At 69.7% G+C, this 16,205-nt stretch carries 16 protein-coding genes; 6 read left to right on the forward strand and 10 right to left on the reverse strand.

The genetic code is table 11. The features are described 5' to 3' along the window. Positions 1-9: 9 nt before the first annotated feature. The 5 genes from ACLQ2O_RS29320 to ACLQ2O_RS29340 are packed head-to-tail and all read right to left on the reverse strand — an operon-like array spanning position 10 to position 4,388. Positions 10-633, reverse strand: a complete 624-nt coding sequence (locus ACLQ2O_RS29320; protein WP_425837476.1) for a TetR/AcrR family transcriptional regulator C-terminal ligand-binding domain-containing protein — start codon at positions 631-633, stop codon at positions 10-12. Further along, positions 626-1,441 (reverse strand): oxidoreductase, encoded by an 816-nt coding sequence (locus ACLQ2O_RS29325; protein WP_425837479.1) that lies wholly within the window; start codon positions 1,439-1,441, stop codon positions 626-628. The genes ACLQ2O_RS29320 and ACLQ2O_RS29325 overlap by 8 nt, the downstream gene beginning before the upstream one ends. A 28-nt stretch (positions 1,442-1,469) precedes the next feature. Then, positions 1,470-2,333 carry an aldo/keto reductase gene (locus ACLQ2O_RS29330; protein ID WP_425837481.1) on the reverse strand — a complete coding sequence of 288 codons (864 nt, stop codon included), beginning with the start codon at positions 2,331-2,333 and terminating at the stop codon, positions 1,470-1,472. 50 nt (positions 2,334-2,383) lie between these two features. Then, entirely contained in the window at positions 2,384-3,406 is a 1,023-nt protein-coding gene (locus ACLQ2O_RS29335; RefSeq protein WP_425837828.1) for a DNA glycosylase AlkZ-like family protein, read from the reverse strand. A 1-nt stretch (position 3,407) separates the two neighbouring features. Further along, positions 3,408-4,388: a carbohydrate kinase family protein gene (locus ACLQ2O_RS29340; protein WP_425837484.1), complete on the reverse strand. Its 981-nt coding sequence runs from the start codon at positions 4,386-4,388 to the stop codon at positions 3,408-3,410. Positions 4,389-4,481: 93 nt separating this feature from the next. Between ACLQ2O_RS29340 and ACLQ2O_RS29345 the strand changes: the two genes are divergently transcribed. The 5 genes from ACLQ2O_RS29345 to ACLQ2O_RS29365 are packed head-to-tail and all read left to right on the forward strand — an operon-like array spanning position 4,482 to position 8,441. Next, on the forward strand, positions 4,482-5,123 hold the full coding sequence (locus tag ACLQ2O_RS29345) for an O-methyltransferase (protein ID WP_425837487.1): 642 nt from the start codon (positions 4,482-4,484) through the stop codon (positions 5,121-5,123). Then, entirely contained in the window at positions 5,120-5,761 is a 642-nt protein-coding gene (locus ACLQ2O_RS29350) for an ABC transporter ATP-binding protein (protein ID WP_425837490.1), read from the forward strand. The genes ACLQ2O_RS29345 and ACLQ2O_RS29350 overlap by 4 nt, the downstream gene beginning before the upstream one ends. Beyond that, positions 5,758-7,440, forward strand: coding sequence for a DUF6297 family protein (locus ACLQ2O_RS29355; RefSeq protein WP_425837493.1), 1,683 nt, complete (start codon positions 5,758-5,760; stop codon positions 7,438-7,440). The genes ACLQ2O_RS29350 and ACLQ2O_RS29355 overlap by 4 nt, the downstream gene beginning before the upstream one ends. A 51-nt stretch (positions 7,441-7,491) precedes the next feature. Next, on the forward strand, positions 7,492-7,833 hold the full coding sequence (locus ACLQ2O_RS29360; RefSeq protein WP_425837496.1) for a PadR family transcriptional regulator: 342 nt from the start codon (positions 7,492-7,494) through the stop codon (positions 7,831-7,833). Then, positions 7,830-8,441: an HAAS signaling domain-containing protein gene (locus tag ACLQ2O_RS29365; protein ID WP_425837499.1), complete on the forward strand. Its 612-nt coding sequence runs from the start codon at positions 7,830-7,832 to the stop codon at positions 8,439-8,441. Before ACLQ2O_RS29360 ends, ACLQ2O_RS29365 begins: the two co-directional genes overlap by 4 nt. On the opposite strand, the gene ACLQ2O_RS29370 is transcribed toward ACLQ2O_RS29365, so the two are convergent. Further along, on the reverse strand, positions 8,398-8,730 hold the full coding sequence (locus ACLQ2O_RS29370) for a pyrophosphatase (RefSeq protein ID WP_425837501.1): 333 nt from the start codon (positions 8,728-8,730) through the stop codon (positions 8,398-8,400). The genes ACLQ2O_RS29365 and ACLQ2O_RS29370 overlap by 44 nt on opposite strands. Before the next feature lie 125 nt (positions 8,731-8,855). On the opposite strand from ACLQ2O_RS29370, the gene ACLQ2O_RS29375 reads away from it, so the two are divergent. Beyond that, complete coding sequence (locus tag ACLQ2O_RS29375) at positions 8,856-9,875, forward strand: STAS-like domain-containing protein (RefSeq protein WP_425837504.1); 1,020 nt, start codon at positions 8,856-8,858, stop codon at positions 9,873-9,875. A 64-nt stretch (positions 9,876-9,939) separates the two neighbouring features. Here the strand turns inward: ACLQ2O_RS29375 and ACLQ2O_RS29380 are convergent, their stop codons facing one another. The 4 genes from ACLQ2O_RS29380 to ACLQ2O_RS29395 all read right to left on the reverse strand — a co-directional run bounded on the left by ACLQ2O_RS29380 (position 9,940) and on the right by ACLQ2O_RS29395 (position 16,073). Continuing rightward, positions 9,940-11,184 (reverse strand): hypothetical protein, encoded by a 1,245-nt coding sequence (locus ACLQ2O_RS29380; protein ID WP_425837506.1) that lies wholly within the window; start codon positions 11,182-11,184, stop codon positions 9,940-9,942. Between the two features lie 12 nt (positions 11,185-11,196). Beyond that, entirely contained in the window at positions 11,197-12,738 is a 1,542-nt protein-coding gene (locus ACLQ2O_RS29385) for an alkaline phosphatase D family protein (protein ID WP_425837508.1), read from the reverse strand. A 103-nt stretch (positions 12,739-12,841) separates the two neighbouring features. Further along, positions 12,842-15,097 carry an RICIN domain-containing protein gene (locus tag ACLQ2O_RS29390; protein ID WP_425837511.1) on the reverse strand — a complete coding sequence of 752 codons (2,256 nt, stop codon included), beginning with the start codon at positions 15,095-15,097 and terminating at the stop codon, positions 12,842-12,844. 76 nt (positions 15,098-15,173) lie between these two features. Then, positions 15,174-16,073 carry a peptidoglycan recognition protein family protein gene (locus ACLQ2O_RS29395; RefSeq protein WP_425837514.1) on the reverse strand — a complete coding sequence of 300 codons (900 nt, stop codon included), beginning with the start codon at positions 16,071-16,073 and terminating at the stop codon, positions 15,174-15,176. Between the last annotated feature and the right edge of the window lie 132 nt (positions 16,074-16,205).

Below are 16,205 nucleotides of genomic sequence, written 5' to 3' on the forward strand. Positions count from 1 at the left end.
GTTCCATCATCACGGCGATCGGCGCGGGCTGCCTGCACCAGTCATGGATACCTTCAGCGGTGGAGCAGTCCGTCCAGGGCGGCCGACGAGATCTTGCCGGCCTCCTCCTCGGTCAGCGGGGCGTGGGCCCGTGAGCAGCCGGAAGATCAGCGGGCCGAAGAGGACATCGGTCGCCGTACCGGCGGTGATGTCCGCGATGACCTCGCCCCGATCAGTTGCCCGCTGCCACAGCTCGGCGATCGCCGTACGGCGGGCGTCCAGGAAGTACTCACGGAAGTACGGCGCCGCCAGCGGGTCGGTGACCGACGCGGCCAGCAGTTGGGCGAACACTTTACCGTGCTCGCCCGCGTAGAACCGGCTCACCCGGTGGACCTGCTCGGTCAGGTCGCCGCGGGCCGAACCTGTGTCCGGCAAGGGGATCGCGGCCGCCATCTCCCGCCCGAACGCCTCGGCCGCGATCGCGGTCCGGGACGGCCAGTGCTTGTAGATCGTTGCCTTGCTCACCCCGGACCGCGCCGCGATCGCATCGACCGTGGCCGCCGCCAGACCGCCTTCCGCCAACAGCTCTTTGGTTGCGCACAGCACCGAGTCCTGCGCCTTGAGACTGCGAGGATGCGTGGCCTTGTCAGGCATCGTTGTGGTCCGTCGACGTCGACACCGTCCGCCACCTCGCCAGCTCGGCCTGCAGGAAGTCGAGCTTCGCGCCGATCCGCTCGACCGCGTCCGTGCCGAGCTGGATCCGCAACGGCGGCTCGTCCAGCTCGGTCAGGTCGACGATCGCGCGCGCCGCCTTGACCGGGTCGCCCGGCTGGGAGTGGTTGCGCTCGGCCATCAACTCGCGCACCCGGCCGGTGGTCGCCGCGTAGTCGTCGATCGTGGTGTCGGCGGTGTGCAGGCTCGAGCTGTCGAGGAAATCGGTGCGGAAGAAGCCGGGCTCGACGATCGTGACCTTGATGCCGAGCGGGCCGACCTCGGCGGCGAGCGCCTCGGACAGCCCTTCGACGGCGAACTTGGTCGCGGCGTAGACGCCCCAGCCCGGCGTACCGGTGAAACCGCCGACCGAGCTGAGCTGCACGATGTGCCCGGACCGCTGGGCGCGCAGGACCGGGAGGACGGCGCGCTGGACGGTGAGCAGGCCGAAGACGTTCGTGTCGAAGACCGCGCGGGCGACCTCGTCACTGGCTTCCTCGACAGCGCCGAGCAGACCGCGGCCGGCGTTGTTGACCAGTACGTCGATCCGCCCGTACTCGGCGACGGTCTGCTCGACCGCCGCTCGGGCCTGGTACTCGTCGGTGACGTCGAGGGGGAGCTTGAGTACGTCGTACGGGATCTCCTCCGGGTGGCGCGCCGTCGCCACGACCTGGTGACCGCGCGCCAGTGCCTCCCGGACGATCTCCGCCCCGAACCCGCGAGAGGCACCGGTCACGAACCAGACGCTCATCGCGCCGGCCCGGCGTACGGGGGCAGCATTACTTCACAGCTTCGGTGAGGCGGGTGAACTCCTCGTCGGTCAGCTCGAGCTGGGCGGCGTTGACGTTGTCCTCGACGTGGGCGACCGAGGAGGTGCCGGGGATCGGGAGCATGACGGGGGAGCGTTTGAGCAGCCAGGCCAGGGCGAGCTGGGACGGCGACGCGGTGTGGTCCTTGGCGATCGCGTCGAGTGGGCCGGCGGCCTTCGCGAGACCGCCGGTGGCGAGCGGGAACCAGGGGATGAAGCCGAGGTTGTTCTTCTCGGCGTACTCGAGCACCGGCTCGGCGTCGCGCTGGGCGAGGTTGTAGAGGTTCTGCACGGAGACGATCCGGGCCGTATTGCCGGCTTCCTCGATCTCCTCGACCGTGACCTCGGACAGGCCGATGTGCCGGATCTTGCCCTCCTGCTGGAGCGCCGCGAGCTCACCGACCTGGTCGGCGACCGGGACCAACGGGTCGATCCGGTGCAGCTGGAGCAGGTCGATCCGCTCCAGGCCGAGGTGGCGAAGGCTCAGCTCGACCTGCTGGCGCAGGTACTCCGGGCGGCCGATCGGGACCCAGTCGCCGGGGCCGGTCCGCGCGAAGCCGGCCTTGGTCGCGATCACCAGGTCGTCGGCGTACGGGTGCAGCGCCTTCTTCAGCAGCAGGTCCGCGGTGAACGGCCCGTAGGCGTCCGCGGTGTCGATGAAGTTCACGCCGAGCTCGACCGCCCGCCGCAGCACCCGCACCGCCTCGTCCGGGTCCTTGGCGTCGCCCCAGACACCTTCTCCCGGCAGTTGCATGGTGCCGTACCCGAGCCGCCGTACGGTCAGGTCACCACCGATCGTGAACTCACCCGACGCCGCCGCTACCGCTTCAGTCATCACGCTCTCCTTGAAGTGAACTGAACGTACAGTTCACTCCAACCGGAGGGTCAGCCGGTCCATTCCGTGATCGCGACGGAAATTTCGCCGGCGCCGGGAATCGGGAAGCTGGTTGCCTCCGCGGAGACGGCGTCGCGCTGGGCAGCAGTGAGCGGCTCGGAGAGCTTGACGCTGACCCGCCCGCCTTTGCGACCCCAGGCGCCGACGATCCGTCCGTCGACCAGTACGCCGTTGGGGTGGAAGGTGTCGGTCGCCGGCGTGAGTGGACGTTTGCCGGGACCGGCGAAGAGGCCGCTGCGATCGCGCCCGAGCAGGCGCAGATCGGGCTCGACGAGCAGCCGTACGCCGTGCGGTTCAGGTACGCCGGAGAAGGCGGGCTCGTCGGCTTGATGGATCCAGGCCCGGGTGCCGTCGAGGTCGACCTCGACAAGCTCGTCGGCCAGCAAGGCCCAGGTACTCCGGGCGTCGGGCGCCGAGAGGCCCGCCCACCAGGCAAAGGCTTGCGGGGTGGTGGGCGCGAAGCGGCGCAGGTGGCGGTGGAGGAGCTCGCGGCGGGCCTCGGTGCGATCGAGATCCGGGCGCGGGACCTCGTGGACCCAGAGCGCGCTGGTGGTCCAGCGGAGCGCGATCCGGCCGGTCGCGCAGGCCGGGCGAAGCTCGTCGAGCTCGCGGCCGCGAGGGCGCGGCGGCTCGGTGCGGTAGCGGCCCGCGAGCTCGGTGGCGCGTACTTCGTGTCCGCCGAGTGCCCGGCAGATCGCCGTAGCGACGTCGTCCAGGTGCTTCGCGGCGGCGTCGTCGCAGGGAAGGCGACCGACGGTGAAGACGCCGAAGTCCTTCGCGGGAAGGACGTGGACTGCAGCCCGCGGGCTGTAGGTCTGGATCAGCGCGGGGTCTTCCCAGGCCGCCGGAGCGCAGTCGGTGACCCGGGCGTGCAGCGCGAGCAGGGCGTCGCGCGGGGCGGTGTCCTGCAGGCCGGCGTACGCCGCCTCCGCGTACGCGCCACGAGGCAGCCGGTCGATCAGGTGGTTGGCGAGCAGGCGGTACGCGACCGCCTGCTCGCTGGTGATGCGCAGGTCAGCCCAGGTTGAGCGTGGTGGCCGCTGTGGTGGCGGCCTCTTCGCCGTACGCCGAGGCGAGGCGCTTCAGGAAGGCCGGGCGGTCCAGCGTGTACTCCTGGGTGCCGACGGTCTCGAGGACCGTGGTGGCCAGGGTGCAGCCGATCTGGGCGGCGGCCTCGTGGTCGAGGCCGGCGGCGCGGCCGGTCAGGTAGCCGGCGCGGAAGGCGTCGCCGCCGCCGGTCGGGTCGACCAGGCCGGGAGCCGGTACGGCGGGGATCTTGGCGATCACGCCGTCGGCGTTCTCGATCACGACGCCGTCGCCGCCGTGGGTGGTGACGCGCACGCCGACGCGGCTGAGGATCTCGTCCTGGCTCCAGCCGGTCTTCTGCGCCATCAGGCCGGACTCGTACTCGTTGCTGAACAGGTACGCCGCGCCGTCGACCAGCTCGCGGATCTGCTCGCCGTCCATCCGGGCCAGCTGCTGCGACGGGTCGGCCGCGACGGCGATGCCGTTCTCCTTGGCCAGCCGGGTGTGCTTGAGCATGCCGTCCGGGTCGTCCGCGCCGATCAGCACCAGGTCCAGCCCACCGGTCCTGGCGTGGATGTCGGCCAGGTCGATCTCGCGGGCCTCGGCCATCGCGCCGGTGTAGAACGAGGCGATCTGGTTCGCGTCCAGGTCCGTCGTACAGGTGAAGCGCGCGGTGTGCACGTTCTCGCAGACGCGGACGTGGGAGACGTCGACGCCGGCCTCGGTCAGCGCGGCGCCGTACTCGGCGAAGTCGGCACCGACCGAGCCGACCAGCAGGGACGGGCGGCCGAGCTGGGCCATCCCGTAGCAGATGTTGGCGCCGACGCCGCCGCGGTGCACGACCAGCTCGTCGACCAGGAACGACAGCGAGACCTTGTGCATCTGGTCGCCGACGAACTGGTCCTTGAAGCGTCCGGGGAACGTCATCAGGATGTCGGTCGCGATCGATCCGGCGACGGCGATCTGCATGCTGGGGTACTCCTAGAAGGGGTCGGTGTCGAGCTCTTGGGCAACCCGTAGAGACTACAGGCGACGCGATACGACGAGAAACGGTGGAAACGGATGGGCAACCAGGTCCAGGTGACCGACCAGCTGCACGACTACATGGTGGCGCACGGGATGCCGCTGGACGAGATCGCGACCGAGCTGGTCGCGGAGACCCAGAAGCTCGGCTCCGCCGCGGTGATGCTGACCACGGCCGACCAGGCCGCGCTGCTGACCACGCTGACCCGGCTGATCTCGGCCCGGCGCGCGGTCGAGATCGGGACCTTCACCGGCTTCTCCGCGCTGGCGATCGCCCGCGGGCTGCCCGACGACGGGCAGCTGATCTGCCTCGACGTCAGCGACGAGTGGACCTCGATCGGCCGCCCGTACTGGGAGCGCGCCGGCGTCGCGGGCCGGATCGAGCTGCGGATCGGCGACGCGCACTCCTCCACCGCCGAGCTGGACGGTGAGTTCGACCTGGCCTTCGTCGACGCCGACAAGCCCGGCTACATCGAGTACTTCGAGCACCTGGTGCCGCGGATCCGCCCGAACGGGCTGCTGCTGTTCGACAACACGCTGGCCGGCGGCCGCGTGGTCGGGCTGCACGACGAGGACCCCGTCGACCGCAAGGAGTTCAACGCGCACGTCGCGAACGACGACCGCGTCGACGTGGTGATGCTCGGCATCGGCGACGGGCTGACGCTGGTCCGCAAGCGATGAGCAAGCGCACTCCCCGGCTCGCGGTCACCGGCCTGCGGCACCTGTACGCCGACCGGCCGGTGATCGAGGACCTCACCTTCACCCTCGCGCCCGGCCGCGCGGTCGCGCTCGTCGGCCCGAACGGCGCGGGCAAGACGACCGTGCTGCGCTGCATCGTCGGCGCGCACGAGCCCGCGGCCGGCAAGATCGAGCTGGACGGCGTACCGATCGACGAACGGGCCGAGATCGTCCGGCGCGACGTCGCCGCGCTGCTCGACGACCTGGACTTCTTCCCGGACCTGACGGCTGCCGAGCATCTCGACCTGCTCGCTCGCGCGCACGGCAACGCGGAGCCCGAGGATCTCGTCGACACGCTGTTGGACGACGTCGGGCTGCTGGCGGCGGCTGACCAGCTGCCGGGCTCACTGTCGTCGGGTCAGCGCCGGCGGCTCGCGCTGGCGACGGCACTGGTGCGGCCGCGCAAGCTGCTCGTGCTGGACGAACCGGAGCAGCGGCTGGACACGGCGGGTGTGGCGTGGCTGGCGGAGCGGCTCGTCGCGGAGAAGAAGTCCGGTACGTCGGTGGTGTTCGCGAGTCACGATCCGGCCCTGGTGGAGGCCGTGGCGGACTCCACCGTCGAGCTCACCCCGCTGCCATGAGCACTGCCGGTGGGCCGGGTGGCGATGGGCGGAGCGCCGGGTCCGGGCCGGGCGCCGACAGGGCAGCCGGCGCCGAGGGGCCGGGTGTCGACGGGCGGAGCGCTGCCGGTGGGCCGGGCATCGATGGGGCAGCCGCGGCCGACGGCCCGGTGGTGTTCGATCCGGCCGACTTCGGGGCGATCCCGCGGTCGGTGGAGCTGCGGCGCTGGATGCGCAAGGTCCGGCGCGGCAAGGCGGACCGCACGATCTGGCAGCAGTTCGAGGACGTCTACCTGGTGGTCTTCGCGCTGGCGATGCTCGGCGCGACCGGCGGGAACGTCGTACGGCACCTGAACAACAAGTCCGCGGCGTGCTCGTCGGCGTCGTGCGGGTGGTTGCTGGACACGGTGCCGTGGATCCTGGTGCCGCTGCTGGTGTCGTGGATGCTGCGCGTGCTGCTGAGCGTCGGGCCGGTCTCGGCGTCGCGGGCGACCGGGTTCTGGTTGCTGTCGACACCGGTCGATCGCGGCGCGCTGCTGCGGCCGGCGTACCGGCTGGTGATCATCGTGGCGGCGGTGATGGGCGCGCTGGCGGCGGTGATCGGGTTCGCGCTGTTCGGCGCGGGGTGGTCGACCGTCGGCGAGGCGGCGCTGCTGACGGTGTTGCTGCTGGTCGGTACGGCGTGCGCGACGGTGTGGGCGCAGCAGGTGCCCGTACGAGGTCGGTGGGCGCTGCGGATTGCTGACTTGCTGCTGGTTGTCGCGGCGATCCCGGCCGTGATCCTGGCGACGCAAGCCGGCAAGAGCAGTCCGCCGGAGAGCGTTGAGACTCTGACCATGGTGGTGGTTGGGCAGGCGAGCGGTGGTCCGAGCGACTATCAGGTGCGCCTGCTGGTGACGGCCGCGGCTGTCGTGGTGCTGGGTGGTCTGCTGGTGCTCTACACCGCGCGGACTCTGGCGCGGTTGCCCAAGCAGAGCTTGGTTGCCGGTGGCGACTTGCTCGCCGGCATGGCGGGCGCGGCGATCACCATGGACGTGAGCCTGCTGGCCGACGTCGTCGCCGGGCGGCACTGGCGGATCGTCGGCCGGCTGAAGTCGCGCCGCGGGCGGGGCGAGCGCGTGCAGGCGATCATCCACCGTGAATTCCGCCGCGTACTGCGCTGGCCGCGCAGGCTGATCGTCGGCGCCGGCCTGCTAGTCGTCCCGTACGCCGTGGCCGGCACCGGGTACGACGTACTCGTGCCGATCGCCGCCGGCTTCGCCGGGTTCGCGGCGACCCGCCCGTTGATGGACGGGCTGCGGTCGGTCTGCCGATCGACCGGGCTGGTGCGCGCGCTCGGGATGGACCTGAAGGATCTCCGGGTCGCGATGGCCGTCGTACCGGGTGGGTTCGTGCTGCTGTGGACGCTGGCGGCGAGTCCCGCGCTGGGTGACGCGCCGACGACGTTCGCGGTCGCCGCGGGGATCCTGTCCGGCGTCGTCCGGCAGGCGTCCGCGCGACCACCGTCGTACGCCGGCCCGCTGGTCGCGTCCCCGATGGGCGCGATCCCGCCAGGCCTGTTCTCCCAGCCGATCCGAGGCTTCGACCTGCTACTGCTCTGCCTGCTGCCAGTCCTGTTCGGCCTGCCCCCGCTGTGGAGCTACGTGATCCCGGGCTTCGTGCTGGCGATCATGTTCAGCGTCCGGCCGAAGACGGCGTAAGTACGACGGGTTCCCTGGCGCACCCATGTGTGCCGAGGTACCTTGTTCTGCATGGTAGCGGAGAAGGTGTTCAGCCAGCTCCGGCGCGGCACGCTCGAGTACTGCGTGCTCGCGCTGCTGCAGGACGACGAGCGCTACGGGTTCGACCTGGTGAAGGCACTGAGCAAGGTCGACGGTCTCGTGACGACCGAGGGCACGCTCTACCCGTTGCTGGCTCGGCTCCGGCGCGAGGGGTTGGTCGACACCGTCTGGCGTGAGTCCGAATCGGGACCGCCGCGGCGTTACTACACGACCACGGCCGCAGGCACTGCCGCGCTGGCCGCGTTCATCGTCGACTGGGAACGCTTCCGCGGTTCCGTCGACTCCGTACTGGGGCTTGGGGGAAGGCGATGACCGTGCGGCACACCGCGGACGAGTTGGTCGATGCGTACCTGAAGTACTTGGGCGAGGCGGCCGAGCCGTTGCCGGAGGAACGGCGGACCGAACTGCTGGCCGAGGTCCGGACGCACGTTGCCGAGGAGCGTGCGGCGGGTGTCGTGACGCCGGAGGAGGTGCGGGCGATGCTCGCCCGGCTGGGTGATCCCGACGAGATCGTCGCGGCGGCGACCGACGGGCTGGTGATGGTCAAACGGCAGCCGCGGTTCCGGAGCCGGGACGTCGCGACGTTGTTGCTGCTGTCGTTCGGCGGGTTCCTCTACCTTCTCGGCTGGGTTGCCGGAGTCGCCTTGCTCTGGACCTCGGACCGCTGGACCCGCGAGGAGAAGCTGCTGGGCACGCTCGTGCTGCCCTTCGGGTTTCTCCCGGTGGCGTTGCTGGGCACCTTGTCCACGGCGGCCTGCCGGGCCGACCTCAACGGCGAGATCCTCGGCTGCGGCGGCTACACCTACCCGGGCTGGTTCCAGGTTCCGATCATGATCGCGCTGGCGGCGGTGCAACTGGTGGCGCTGTTCGTCCTGGTCAAGAACGCCCGGCCCCGTCGTTCAGCTGGGCTTCGCGGATGAGCCACTTGCGTTCGATCGCGGCCGGTACGTCGACCGCGTGGTGCCGGGCGAGCAGCAGGAGCTGACAGAGCACGTCGGCGAACTCCAGCTCGAAGTCGTCCCGGATCTCGTCGGCGCTCAGGCCCTTGGTCCGGGCGCGGCCGGTGACCTGCAGGTAGGACTGGGTGAGTTCACCCAGCTCCTCCTGCAGCTTCAGCAGGAACCAGTCGCCGTCGCGCTCGATGCCGAGGTGCTCGCCGTACCGGGCCGAGATGTGCTCGGCCCGGTCGCTCAGTTCGGTGATGTCCACGGGAAAATTCTACAGGGGGACTGTAGAATTTGTAGCTGAAGAGCGGCAAAATCTACAGGAAACTGCAGATTTCCGGTGAAGCTGGCGGTATAATCTGCAGTGAGTTGTAGATTCTGAGGAGTGTTGTGGCCGAACTGAAGTCGATCAAGAGCGTCGCGGCAGAGCTCGGACTGTCACCCAGCCGCATCCGGCAACTGACCGAGGCTGGGGTCTTCACCGCCGAGCGAACCAGCGGCGGGCATCGCCGATATGACATTGAGGCAACCCGATCGGCTTGGATGAATCACCGTCTCGGTCGTACGGCTGTGGCCGTCCACCACCAAGAGCCGGCAGAGCTGCTTTTTCAGCGCGAGTTCGAGCTCGACGGTCTGGCCGAGGATCGAGTCTGGTCGATCGTGAAGCCGAAGCTGGACCTGGTTGCAGGTGGACCCGCCGAGCAGATCTTGGCGTACGCGTTCACGGCGATGCTGAACAACGCCATTGACCACTCCGGGGGAGCGTCTGTGGATGTCTCGGCGTTCGCCTCGGAGGGGGGCTTACGGGTGATGATCCAAGACGATGGGAGAGGCGCGTTCGCGCACCTCGCCAAGGGGTTGGGGCTGCCTGACAACTTCACGGCCATTCAGGAGCTGACGAACGGCAAGCGCACCACGGCGCCTGATCGCCACACCGGCGAGGGGATTTTCTTCACCTCCAAGGCCGTCGATGTCTTCAGGTTGTCGGCCAACGGAATCGACTGGACGGTCGACAACCTGCGCAACGACCAAGCCGTCGGCATGTCCGGAGTGGTTCAGGGAACCACCGTCAGTCTGGAACTGGATCCAGCCACGGACCGCGACCTGTCCCAGTTGTTCCAGGAGTTCACCATCGACTACGAGTTCAGCCGAAGTCGCCCGGTGGTGAAGCTGTTCGAGTTCGGAGTCACCTTCGTCAGCCGGAGCGAAGCCAAGCGCTTGCTCGCCGGCAGGGAAGTGTTCAGTGAGATGGAGATCGACTTCACCGGGGTCGAAAGCGTTGGGCAAGCATTTGTCGACGAAATGCTGCGAGTGTGGCCGAAGCTCCATCCTGGAACGGTGGTCACTCCAACAGGAATGAACAGCGCTGTCGAGTTCATGGTGAAGCGCGGACTGACACCTCGATCATGAGCGCCCGGCCGGTCCTCGCTGTCCAGCTGGGCAGCGAGGACCGGCCTGACTCACCGAGCAGTTCTCACCAGCCGTTGTTGGCGAACGAGTGGCCGAGGATGACCTGGTCGAAGGTGTTGCCGTCGTTGTCGTCGGTGTAGGCGACCGCGACCTCGGACCAGGGGGAGACCGCGACGGCCAGTTGTTCCTGGCGGCCGGCGGTGAGTTGGCTCAGCCGCTGGGCGGACAGGCGGCCGGCATCGCTGCCGTCGGGGCCGAAGCCGCGGACCCAGACGTCGAGGTCGGTGGTCTGGGTGGTCCAGCCGACGACGCTGTTGGCCTGGTCGTCGATGCCGATCGACGGCTGGGTCGCCGCCGTGGCGACCTGGAGGTCGGCGTGACGCGCGGTGCCCGTCGACGTGAACGATCGCGTGGCGGTCGTCGTACCGGACTGCCACGCGACCGCGAAGTCGCCGTTGAAGTTGGTCGCGACCGACGCGCGGGTCTGCTCGCCGGTGAGCGTCGCGTTCGCCGTACGGCGGGTCAGGTTGACCGCGCCGTTGGTCCGCGCGAGCCGGACCAGACCGACGTCGTACGACGCGTTGGCGTCGGCGTCGTCGTCCCACACCACGACCGCGTCGCCGGAGGCCGAGACCGCGACGTCGGGGTTGTGGTGCTGACCGGTCGTCGCCGACGCGGTCACCTGCCAGGCGCGCGTGGTCGGGCCGGTGAACCCGGCCGCCTTGATCATGGCCGGCGTACCGGTCTGGGTGTCCTCCCAGGCGACGGTGAACGCGACGGCCCCGGTCGACGGAGCGCCGTCGGGGTCGACGGCGACGCGCGGCTTGACCTGCTGGCCGTCGGCGCTGCTGTTCGCGCTGCCCGACGCGGTGACGGTGCCGGCGGTGTTCACGACCCGGTACGGGACGTTGTAGTAGCCGTTGCCGTCCGGGTCGTCGGCCCACACCACGACGGCGTTGCCCTTGTCGTCCAGGCCGACGTCGGGCGTCAGGTGCCGCCAGTTGGTGATCCCGCTGCTGCCGCCGGCCGACAGCTTCTTCTCGTAGACGGCGGTCCCGTTGCGGAACAGCCGGAGGTAGATCTCGCTGTGCGCGTTGTCCTCCGCGGCGGTGGCGTCGCGGTCGTCCTCCCAGACCACGGCGACGTACCCGGTCCGGTTGGTCGCGATCGCGGCGACGTCCTGATCGCCGGTGGAGGCGCTGTTCGCGGTCACCCAGGTCGGCGCCGCGACGGCGGCCTGGGCGGTGAGTACCCCGGTGGTGCTGAGCAGGACCGACGCGACGGTGATCCCCAGAAGCTTCTTCTTCATGGTCGTCTCCCCTCAGACCGTCTGCAGGCCGGGACGGCCCTCTTCGACGACGAACGACTTCACGGTGGTCGCCGCGGCGCCGTGCTCGGACACCTTGGCCACCGCGCGGAAGTCGGCGCGCATCTCGGTCGGGCTCAACGTCGTACGGATGTAGCCGCGCCGGTTGTTGTAGAACTTCAGCCACGGGTTCATGCCGACGTCCGGGATCGTGGTCGCACCGTCGCCGTCACCGCTGGAGCTGACCGAGCTGGTGACGAGCTCCTGGCCGACCACCGCCGACGCCGGGTTGTTGTAGTCGGCAACCAAGTTGCTGGCCCAGGCGCGGTGCACGTCGCCGGTCAGTACGACGGGGTTGCGCACGCCGCGGTCCACCCAGCCCTGCTGGATCCGGGCGCGGGAGGCGCGGTAGCCGTCCCACGAGTCCATGCTGGCTCCGGTCGCGCTGAACCGGCGGGCGAAGAACACCTGCTGGCCGAGGATGTCCCACGTCCCGGTGCGCTGCGCGAGGTTGTTCAGCAGCCAGGTCTCCTGGGTGTTGCCCGGCAGGCTGCGGTTCGCCAGGTCGGCGTCCGAGCAGTCCTTCCAGCCGTCGCCGCAGGCCTGGTCGTTGCGGTACTGCCGGGTGTCGAGCATGTGGAAGCTGGCCAGCTTGCCCCACGGCAGCTTGCGGTACAGCGGAATGCTCGCGCCGCTCGGCGCCTGCGCGGGCCGCAGCGGCATGTTCTCGTAGTACGCCTTGTACGCCGACGTCTGCCGCGCGGTCCACTGCGCGGCGGTCAGCGACGGCGTGCTGTCGGCGCGGATGTTGCCGGCCCGGTTGTTCTCGATCTCGTGGTCGTCCGGTACGACGATCCACGGCGCGGCCGCGTGTGCCGCCTGCAGGTCCGGGTCGGACTTGTACTGCGCGTACCGGCGGCGGTAGTCGGCCAGCGACACGATCTCCGACGCACCGGCGTGCAGCCGCGGCCGGCCGGTCGTCGCGCCGTACTCGTAGATGTAGTCGCCGAGGTGCAGGATCACGCCCGGGTTGTCCTCGGCCATCCGGCGGTAGACGGTGAAGTAGCCCTCCTCGTAGTGCGAGCAGGAGGTGAACGCCATCACCAGGTCGCGGCCGTTCGTGCCCGGCGCGGGAGCCGTCCGGGTGCGCCCGACGGGGGAGAGGTGGCCCTGGGCGCGGAAGCGGTAGAAGTAGTCGGCGTCGGGGTTGAGCCCGCCGGCGACGACGTGCACGGAGTGGGCGGCGGCGTACGTCGCGGTGACCGAGCCGGACGCGACCAGCGTGCTGAACCGGTCGTCGGTGGAGACCTGCCAGTCGACGGCGACGTTGGCGTTCGCCATGCCGCCCTGGCCGTCGGCGTTGAGCGGGGAGGGCGCGAGCCGGGTCCAGAGGACGACGCTGCTCGCGTCGGGTTCGCCGGAGGCGATTCCGAGCTGGAACGGGTACGGGACGGCGGCGGTGGCGTTGAGGACGCTCGAGGAGTAGGCGGGCACGGCGGCAGCGCCCGCTGCCGCCAGCCCACCGAGCACAAAGGATCTACGACTGATCGGAGTCATGGTCTCACCTTCGGAACGGGGCGGTAAGTTCGTTCCTATGGTGAGACCATTTCCGTAACTTATCTACAGCACAGAGTGAACTTCTGCGGCACAGCGTGAACTCTTAGGGGTAATTCACCCACTGGGCGACGTTGGTGCTCGAGTTGGACGGGCCGCCGGTGTTGTTGATGACGTGCGAGATCGTGCCTTGGCCGCCGAGCGAGACGGTGACCATGTTGTGGAACTTCACCCCCGCCTTGTTCGGGACCTCGAAGGCGCGGTCGGCGACGATGCTCGCGTCGCTGGTGAAGACGCAGTAGCTGCCGAGCCCCCAGGCCTCGTGCGTGGTGACCGAGTCGGCGACCTTGTACGCGGCGTACCCGCGGCTGGACCCGTTCATCCAGGCGCCCTGGTTCGGCGGGTCGTACGGCATCTCGTTCTGGTAGAAGTACGTCCGCCCGCCGTTGCCGTTCCAGATCGTCTGGTACTTCTGGTAGTGCTCGACGAACAGCCCGTACGCCGTGACGTCGTCGCCGTTCACGACCAGCCCGGTGTCGGCGGTGTTGGTGTTCCAGCCGACGCCGACCGAGTGGTCACCGCGCCACAGCCAGGCGTGGTCGAGGATCACGTTGTCACTGTTGATCCGCAGCGTCTCGGTCGCCTTGCCGACGGCCGAACCACCGATCCGGAAGTACACGTCGTGCAGCGACGTCGGGTTCGCGCTGTGGTTGGCCGAGGCGCCGGTCTGGCCGACCTCCATCAGCAGGGCTGAGTTCGTCGGCGCCGCGTCGATCAGCAGGCCGGCGATCTTGACCCCGTCGACGTCCGCGACGGTGATCGCGCTGTTGCCGTTGGTCGGCATCACCGTGGCCAGGCCGAGGCCGAGCACGACCGTGTCCGGCCGGGTGATCCGCAGCGGCTCGCTGAGCCGGAAGATCCCGGGGGTGAACAGGATGTTCTTGCCCGCGGCAAGTTCCGCGTTCAGCGTCGCGCCCGAGACGCCGGGCTTGGCGATGTAGAACTGGCTGATCGGCAGCGACTGGCCCGCGGGGTTGCCGCTGGTCCAGCTCGGGCCGGCCGAGTTCGTCCGGAGCGCCGGGACGAAGACCTGGTAGGCGCCGGCGTTGTCGACGTACAGGTACGGCTTCTCGCGGACGACCGGCGTCTGCGCGACCTTCGTGTACGGCGGGTTGGGGAACGTGCCGGCCGGGGCGTTCTGCGCGCCGACGAAGACCATGTTCCAGTTCTGGCCGGTCCAGCTGCCCCAGTTGGTGTTGCGCGACAGCCACTGCTGCTGGGTGCCCGACCGGACCTGGCCGTCGACGAGCGTGTCGGCCATGAAACCGCCGCTGGCCCAGCCGCCGTCGTCCAGCGCGAGGTTGCCCTTCAGGTGCATCCGCCGGTACGCCGACGCCTGGCTGACCGCCCACCGGTCGAGCCCGCCGGGCGGCGTGACGGACAGGCCCTCGGCGCCGCGCCAGAAGTTGTGGGTCGCGTTCTGCGGCGGGAACCAGTCGGCCTCGACGTGCACCGCGCCGTTGATGTTCACGCTGTCCGGCGTCAGGCCGAGCCCCGCGACCTGGGTGAAGAAGCCGACGTTCGCGCTGACGTTGTAGGAGCCGGGCTTGAAGAGGAGGGCGTAGCGCTGCTCGCCGTACTGGTTCTCCTCCTGCTGGTCGAACACCTGGTCCAGCCGCGACTGGATCTGGCTCTGCGGCATCGACGGGTCGAAGACCGAGACGTTCGGGCCGAGGTCCGGCGTACCGGGCGGGTTGGTCGGGGGCGTGCCGTCCACAGGGCTGATCCTGAACGATTGGGCGGCGCTGCCGTTGCAGGTGTACTGCTGCAGCTGGACGCTGTCCGCGACCGACGCGGACGGTACGTCGAGGCACTTGCCGCTGTTGCGGTTGACGAGGTGGTACGCGCCGTCGGCCTCCTCGACCGGACGGAACTGCTGGTTGTTTCCGTTGCCGAAGGCCCACAAATGGATCAGCGCGCCGTCGGCGGCCGAGACGTTGCTGACGTCAAGCACCTGGGTCGCGGCGTTGCGCGCGTTGATCCGCACGTAGCCGTCGGAGGTCGGCTGGAACTGCCACTGCTGGGCGGTGCTCGTGGTGCAGGTGAACTGCTGGACGGCGGTGCCGTTGGCTGTGCCGGCCGCGCGGGCGTCGACGCACTTGCCGCTGTGCTTGGCGGCGACGGTGTTCCAGCCGGTGGGGGAGATGGCGGCCGTGCCAGCGGTGGCGTCGGTGCCGGCCGTGGCGTCCGGCGAGTTGACGACGGTCAGCGCGGTGGCGACCACCGTGGCGGCCAGGGCTGCGGCGATCGCGGCGTACCGGCGACCTCGTGGCGGCGGGCGGAGCGGGGCGACTCCAGGCATGGGGGGACTCTCCTCAGGAGCGGGGCGGGAATGCGCATTCGCGCGCTCCTAAGGAAAGCCAAGTTGCTTACTTAATTCAAGAGGTGGAGGAAGGGTTGTCAGTTTCCGGAACCGCTTCCGGTTCGGTCTGCTGGGCGGCGCCGTTCGGCAGCGCTGCCAGGATGGCGTTGAAGCGGCGGACGTAGTCCTCGTAGCGGCCGGCCTCCTGGTTGACCAGGCCCTGGACGCGGCGCTGCATGTCGGCGTACCGGCCCTCCTCCTGGTCGGTCAGCGCCTGGACGCGGTTGGCCAGGTCGGCGTAGCGCTGCGTCTCCGCGGCCTGGAACTTGCGCAGCTCGGCGAGTACCTCGTCGGCGTTTGCCATGTCGTCTCCATCGGGTCCGGCCCGCAGTACGGCGGCCAGGTCGGTACGGAACTTGTTCATCGGGTTGCGGCCGGGGTCGGTCTTGCGGCGGGTGTGCTCGCGGTGACCGATCACCGCGAGCGCGTTCCAGCCGTGGAAGTCGCAGACCGCGGCGGCGTGCAGCAACGCCGTACGGTACGCCGCCGCGGTCATCGCCCGCGCGCCGTCGTACCGGACCTCGTTGCCGTAGTAGTGCGCGTTGCCGTCGACGTTGTCGGCGCCGGGCTTCAGCTCGGAGGCGTAGCCGGCGTAGTTCTGCGCGGTCACCCGGCTGAGCGTGGTCTGCGACCCGCGCCCGGCGTGGTTGGCCCGGCCGACCGCACCGACGTGCAGGTCGCCGTCCATGTCGGTCGACACGTTGCACAGCGGCCCGGGAATGCCCTCCTCGGCCCGGCCGCGCACGAACAGGAAGTTCAGGTAGTCGTCGCTCTGGGAGTTGCTGCCGGTATGGTGCACGATCACCCCGCGCACGTCACCGAACGCGCCGGGCCGCCTCCGCGTCCGCCATCCCGGGTACTCCCGGAACTTGACCCCCCACTTCCGCAACGCCGCCACCGTCTGGTCAGCCGTCATCGGTCGGGCCAAAACAACACCTCACACGCCTCACGTCTTCACCGACAGTGGCGAAGCTCGTACCCGGAGTAGTCCCCACCCAGTCCCCGGGTAAACCTCACCGTCCGAGGAACCTACTCACTCCGGGCCACC

Source organism: Kribbella sp. DT2 (assembly GCF_049844575.1).
Taxonomy (GTDB): Bacteria; Actinomycetota; Actinomycetes; order Propionibacteriales; family Kribbellaceae; genus Kribbella.

Coding starts and splice junctions, on each gene's coding strand:
- ACLQ2O_RS29320 (WP_425837476.1), bottom strand. CDS start 633: ATGCCTGACAAGGCCACGCATCCTCGCAGTCTCAAGGCGCAGGACTCG.
- ACLQ2O_RS29325 (WP_425837479.1), bottom strand. CDS start 1,441: ATGAGCGTCTGGTTCGTGACCGGTGCCTCTCGCGGGTTCGGGGCGGAG.
- ACLQ2O_RS29330 (WP_425837481.1), bottom strand. CDS start 2,333: ATGACTGAAGCGGTAGCGGCGGCGTCGGGTGAGTTCACGATCGGTGGT.
- ACLQ2O_RS29340 (WP_425837484.1), bottom strand. CDS start 4,388: ATGCAGATCGCCGTCGCCGGATCGATCGCGACCGACATCCTGATGACG.
- ACLQ2O_RS29345 (WP_425837487.1), top strand. CDS start 4,482: ATGGGCAACCAGGTCCAGGTGACCGACCAGCTGCACGACTACATGGTG.
- ACLQ2O_RS29350 (WP_425837490.1), top strand. CDS start 5,120: ATGAGCAAGCGCACTCCCCGGCTCGCGGTCACCGGCCTGCGGCACCTG.
- ACLQ2O_RS29355 (WP_425837493.1), top strand. CDS start 5,758: ATGAGCACTGCCGGTGGGCCGGGTGGCGATGGGCGGAGCGCCGGGTCC.
- ACLQ2O_RS29360 (WP_425837496.1), top strand. CDS start 7,492: ATGGTAGCGGAGAAGGTGTTCAGCCAGCTCCGGCGCGGCACGCTCGAG.
- ACLQ2O_RS29365 (WP_425837499.1), top strand. CDS start 7,830: ATGACCGTGCGGCACACCGCGGACGAGTTGGTCGATGCGTACCTGAAG.
- ACLQ2O_RS29380 (WP_425837506.1), bottom strand. CDS start 11,184: ATGAAGAAGAAGCTTCTGGGGATCACCGTCGCGTCGGTCCTGCTCAGC.
- ACLQ2O_RS29385 (WP_425837508.1), bottom strand. CDS start 12,738: ATGACTCCGATCAGTCGTAGATCCTTTGTGCTCGGTGGGCTGGCGGCA.
- ACLQ2O_RS29390 (WP_425837511.1), bottom strand. CDS start 15,097: ATGCCTGGAGTCGCCCCGCTCCGCCCGCCGCCACGAGGTCGCCGGTAC.
- ACLQ2O_RS29395 (WP_425837514.1), bottom strand. CDS start 16,073: ATGACGGCTGACCAGACGGTGGCGGCGTTGCGGAAGTGGGGGGTCAAG.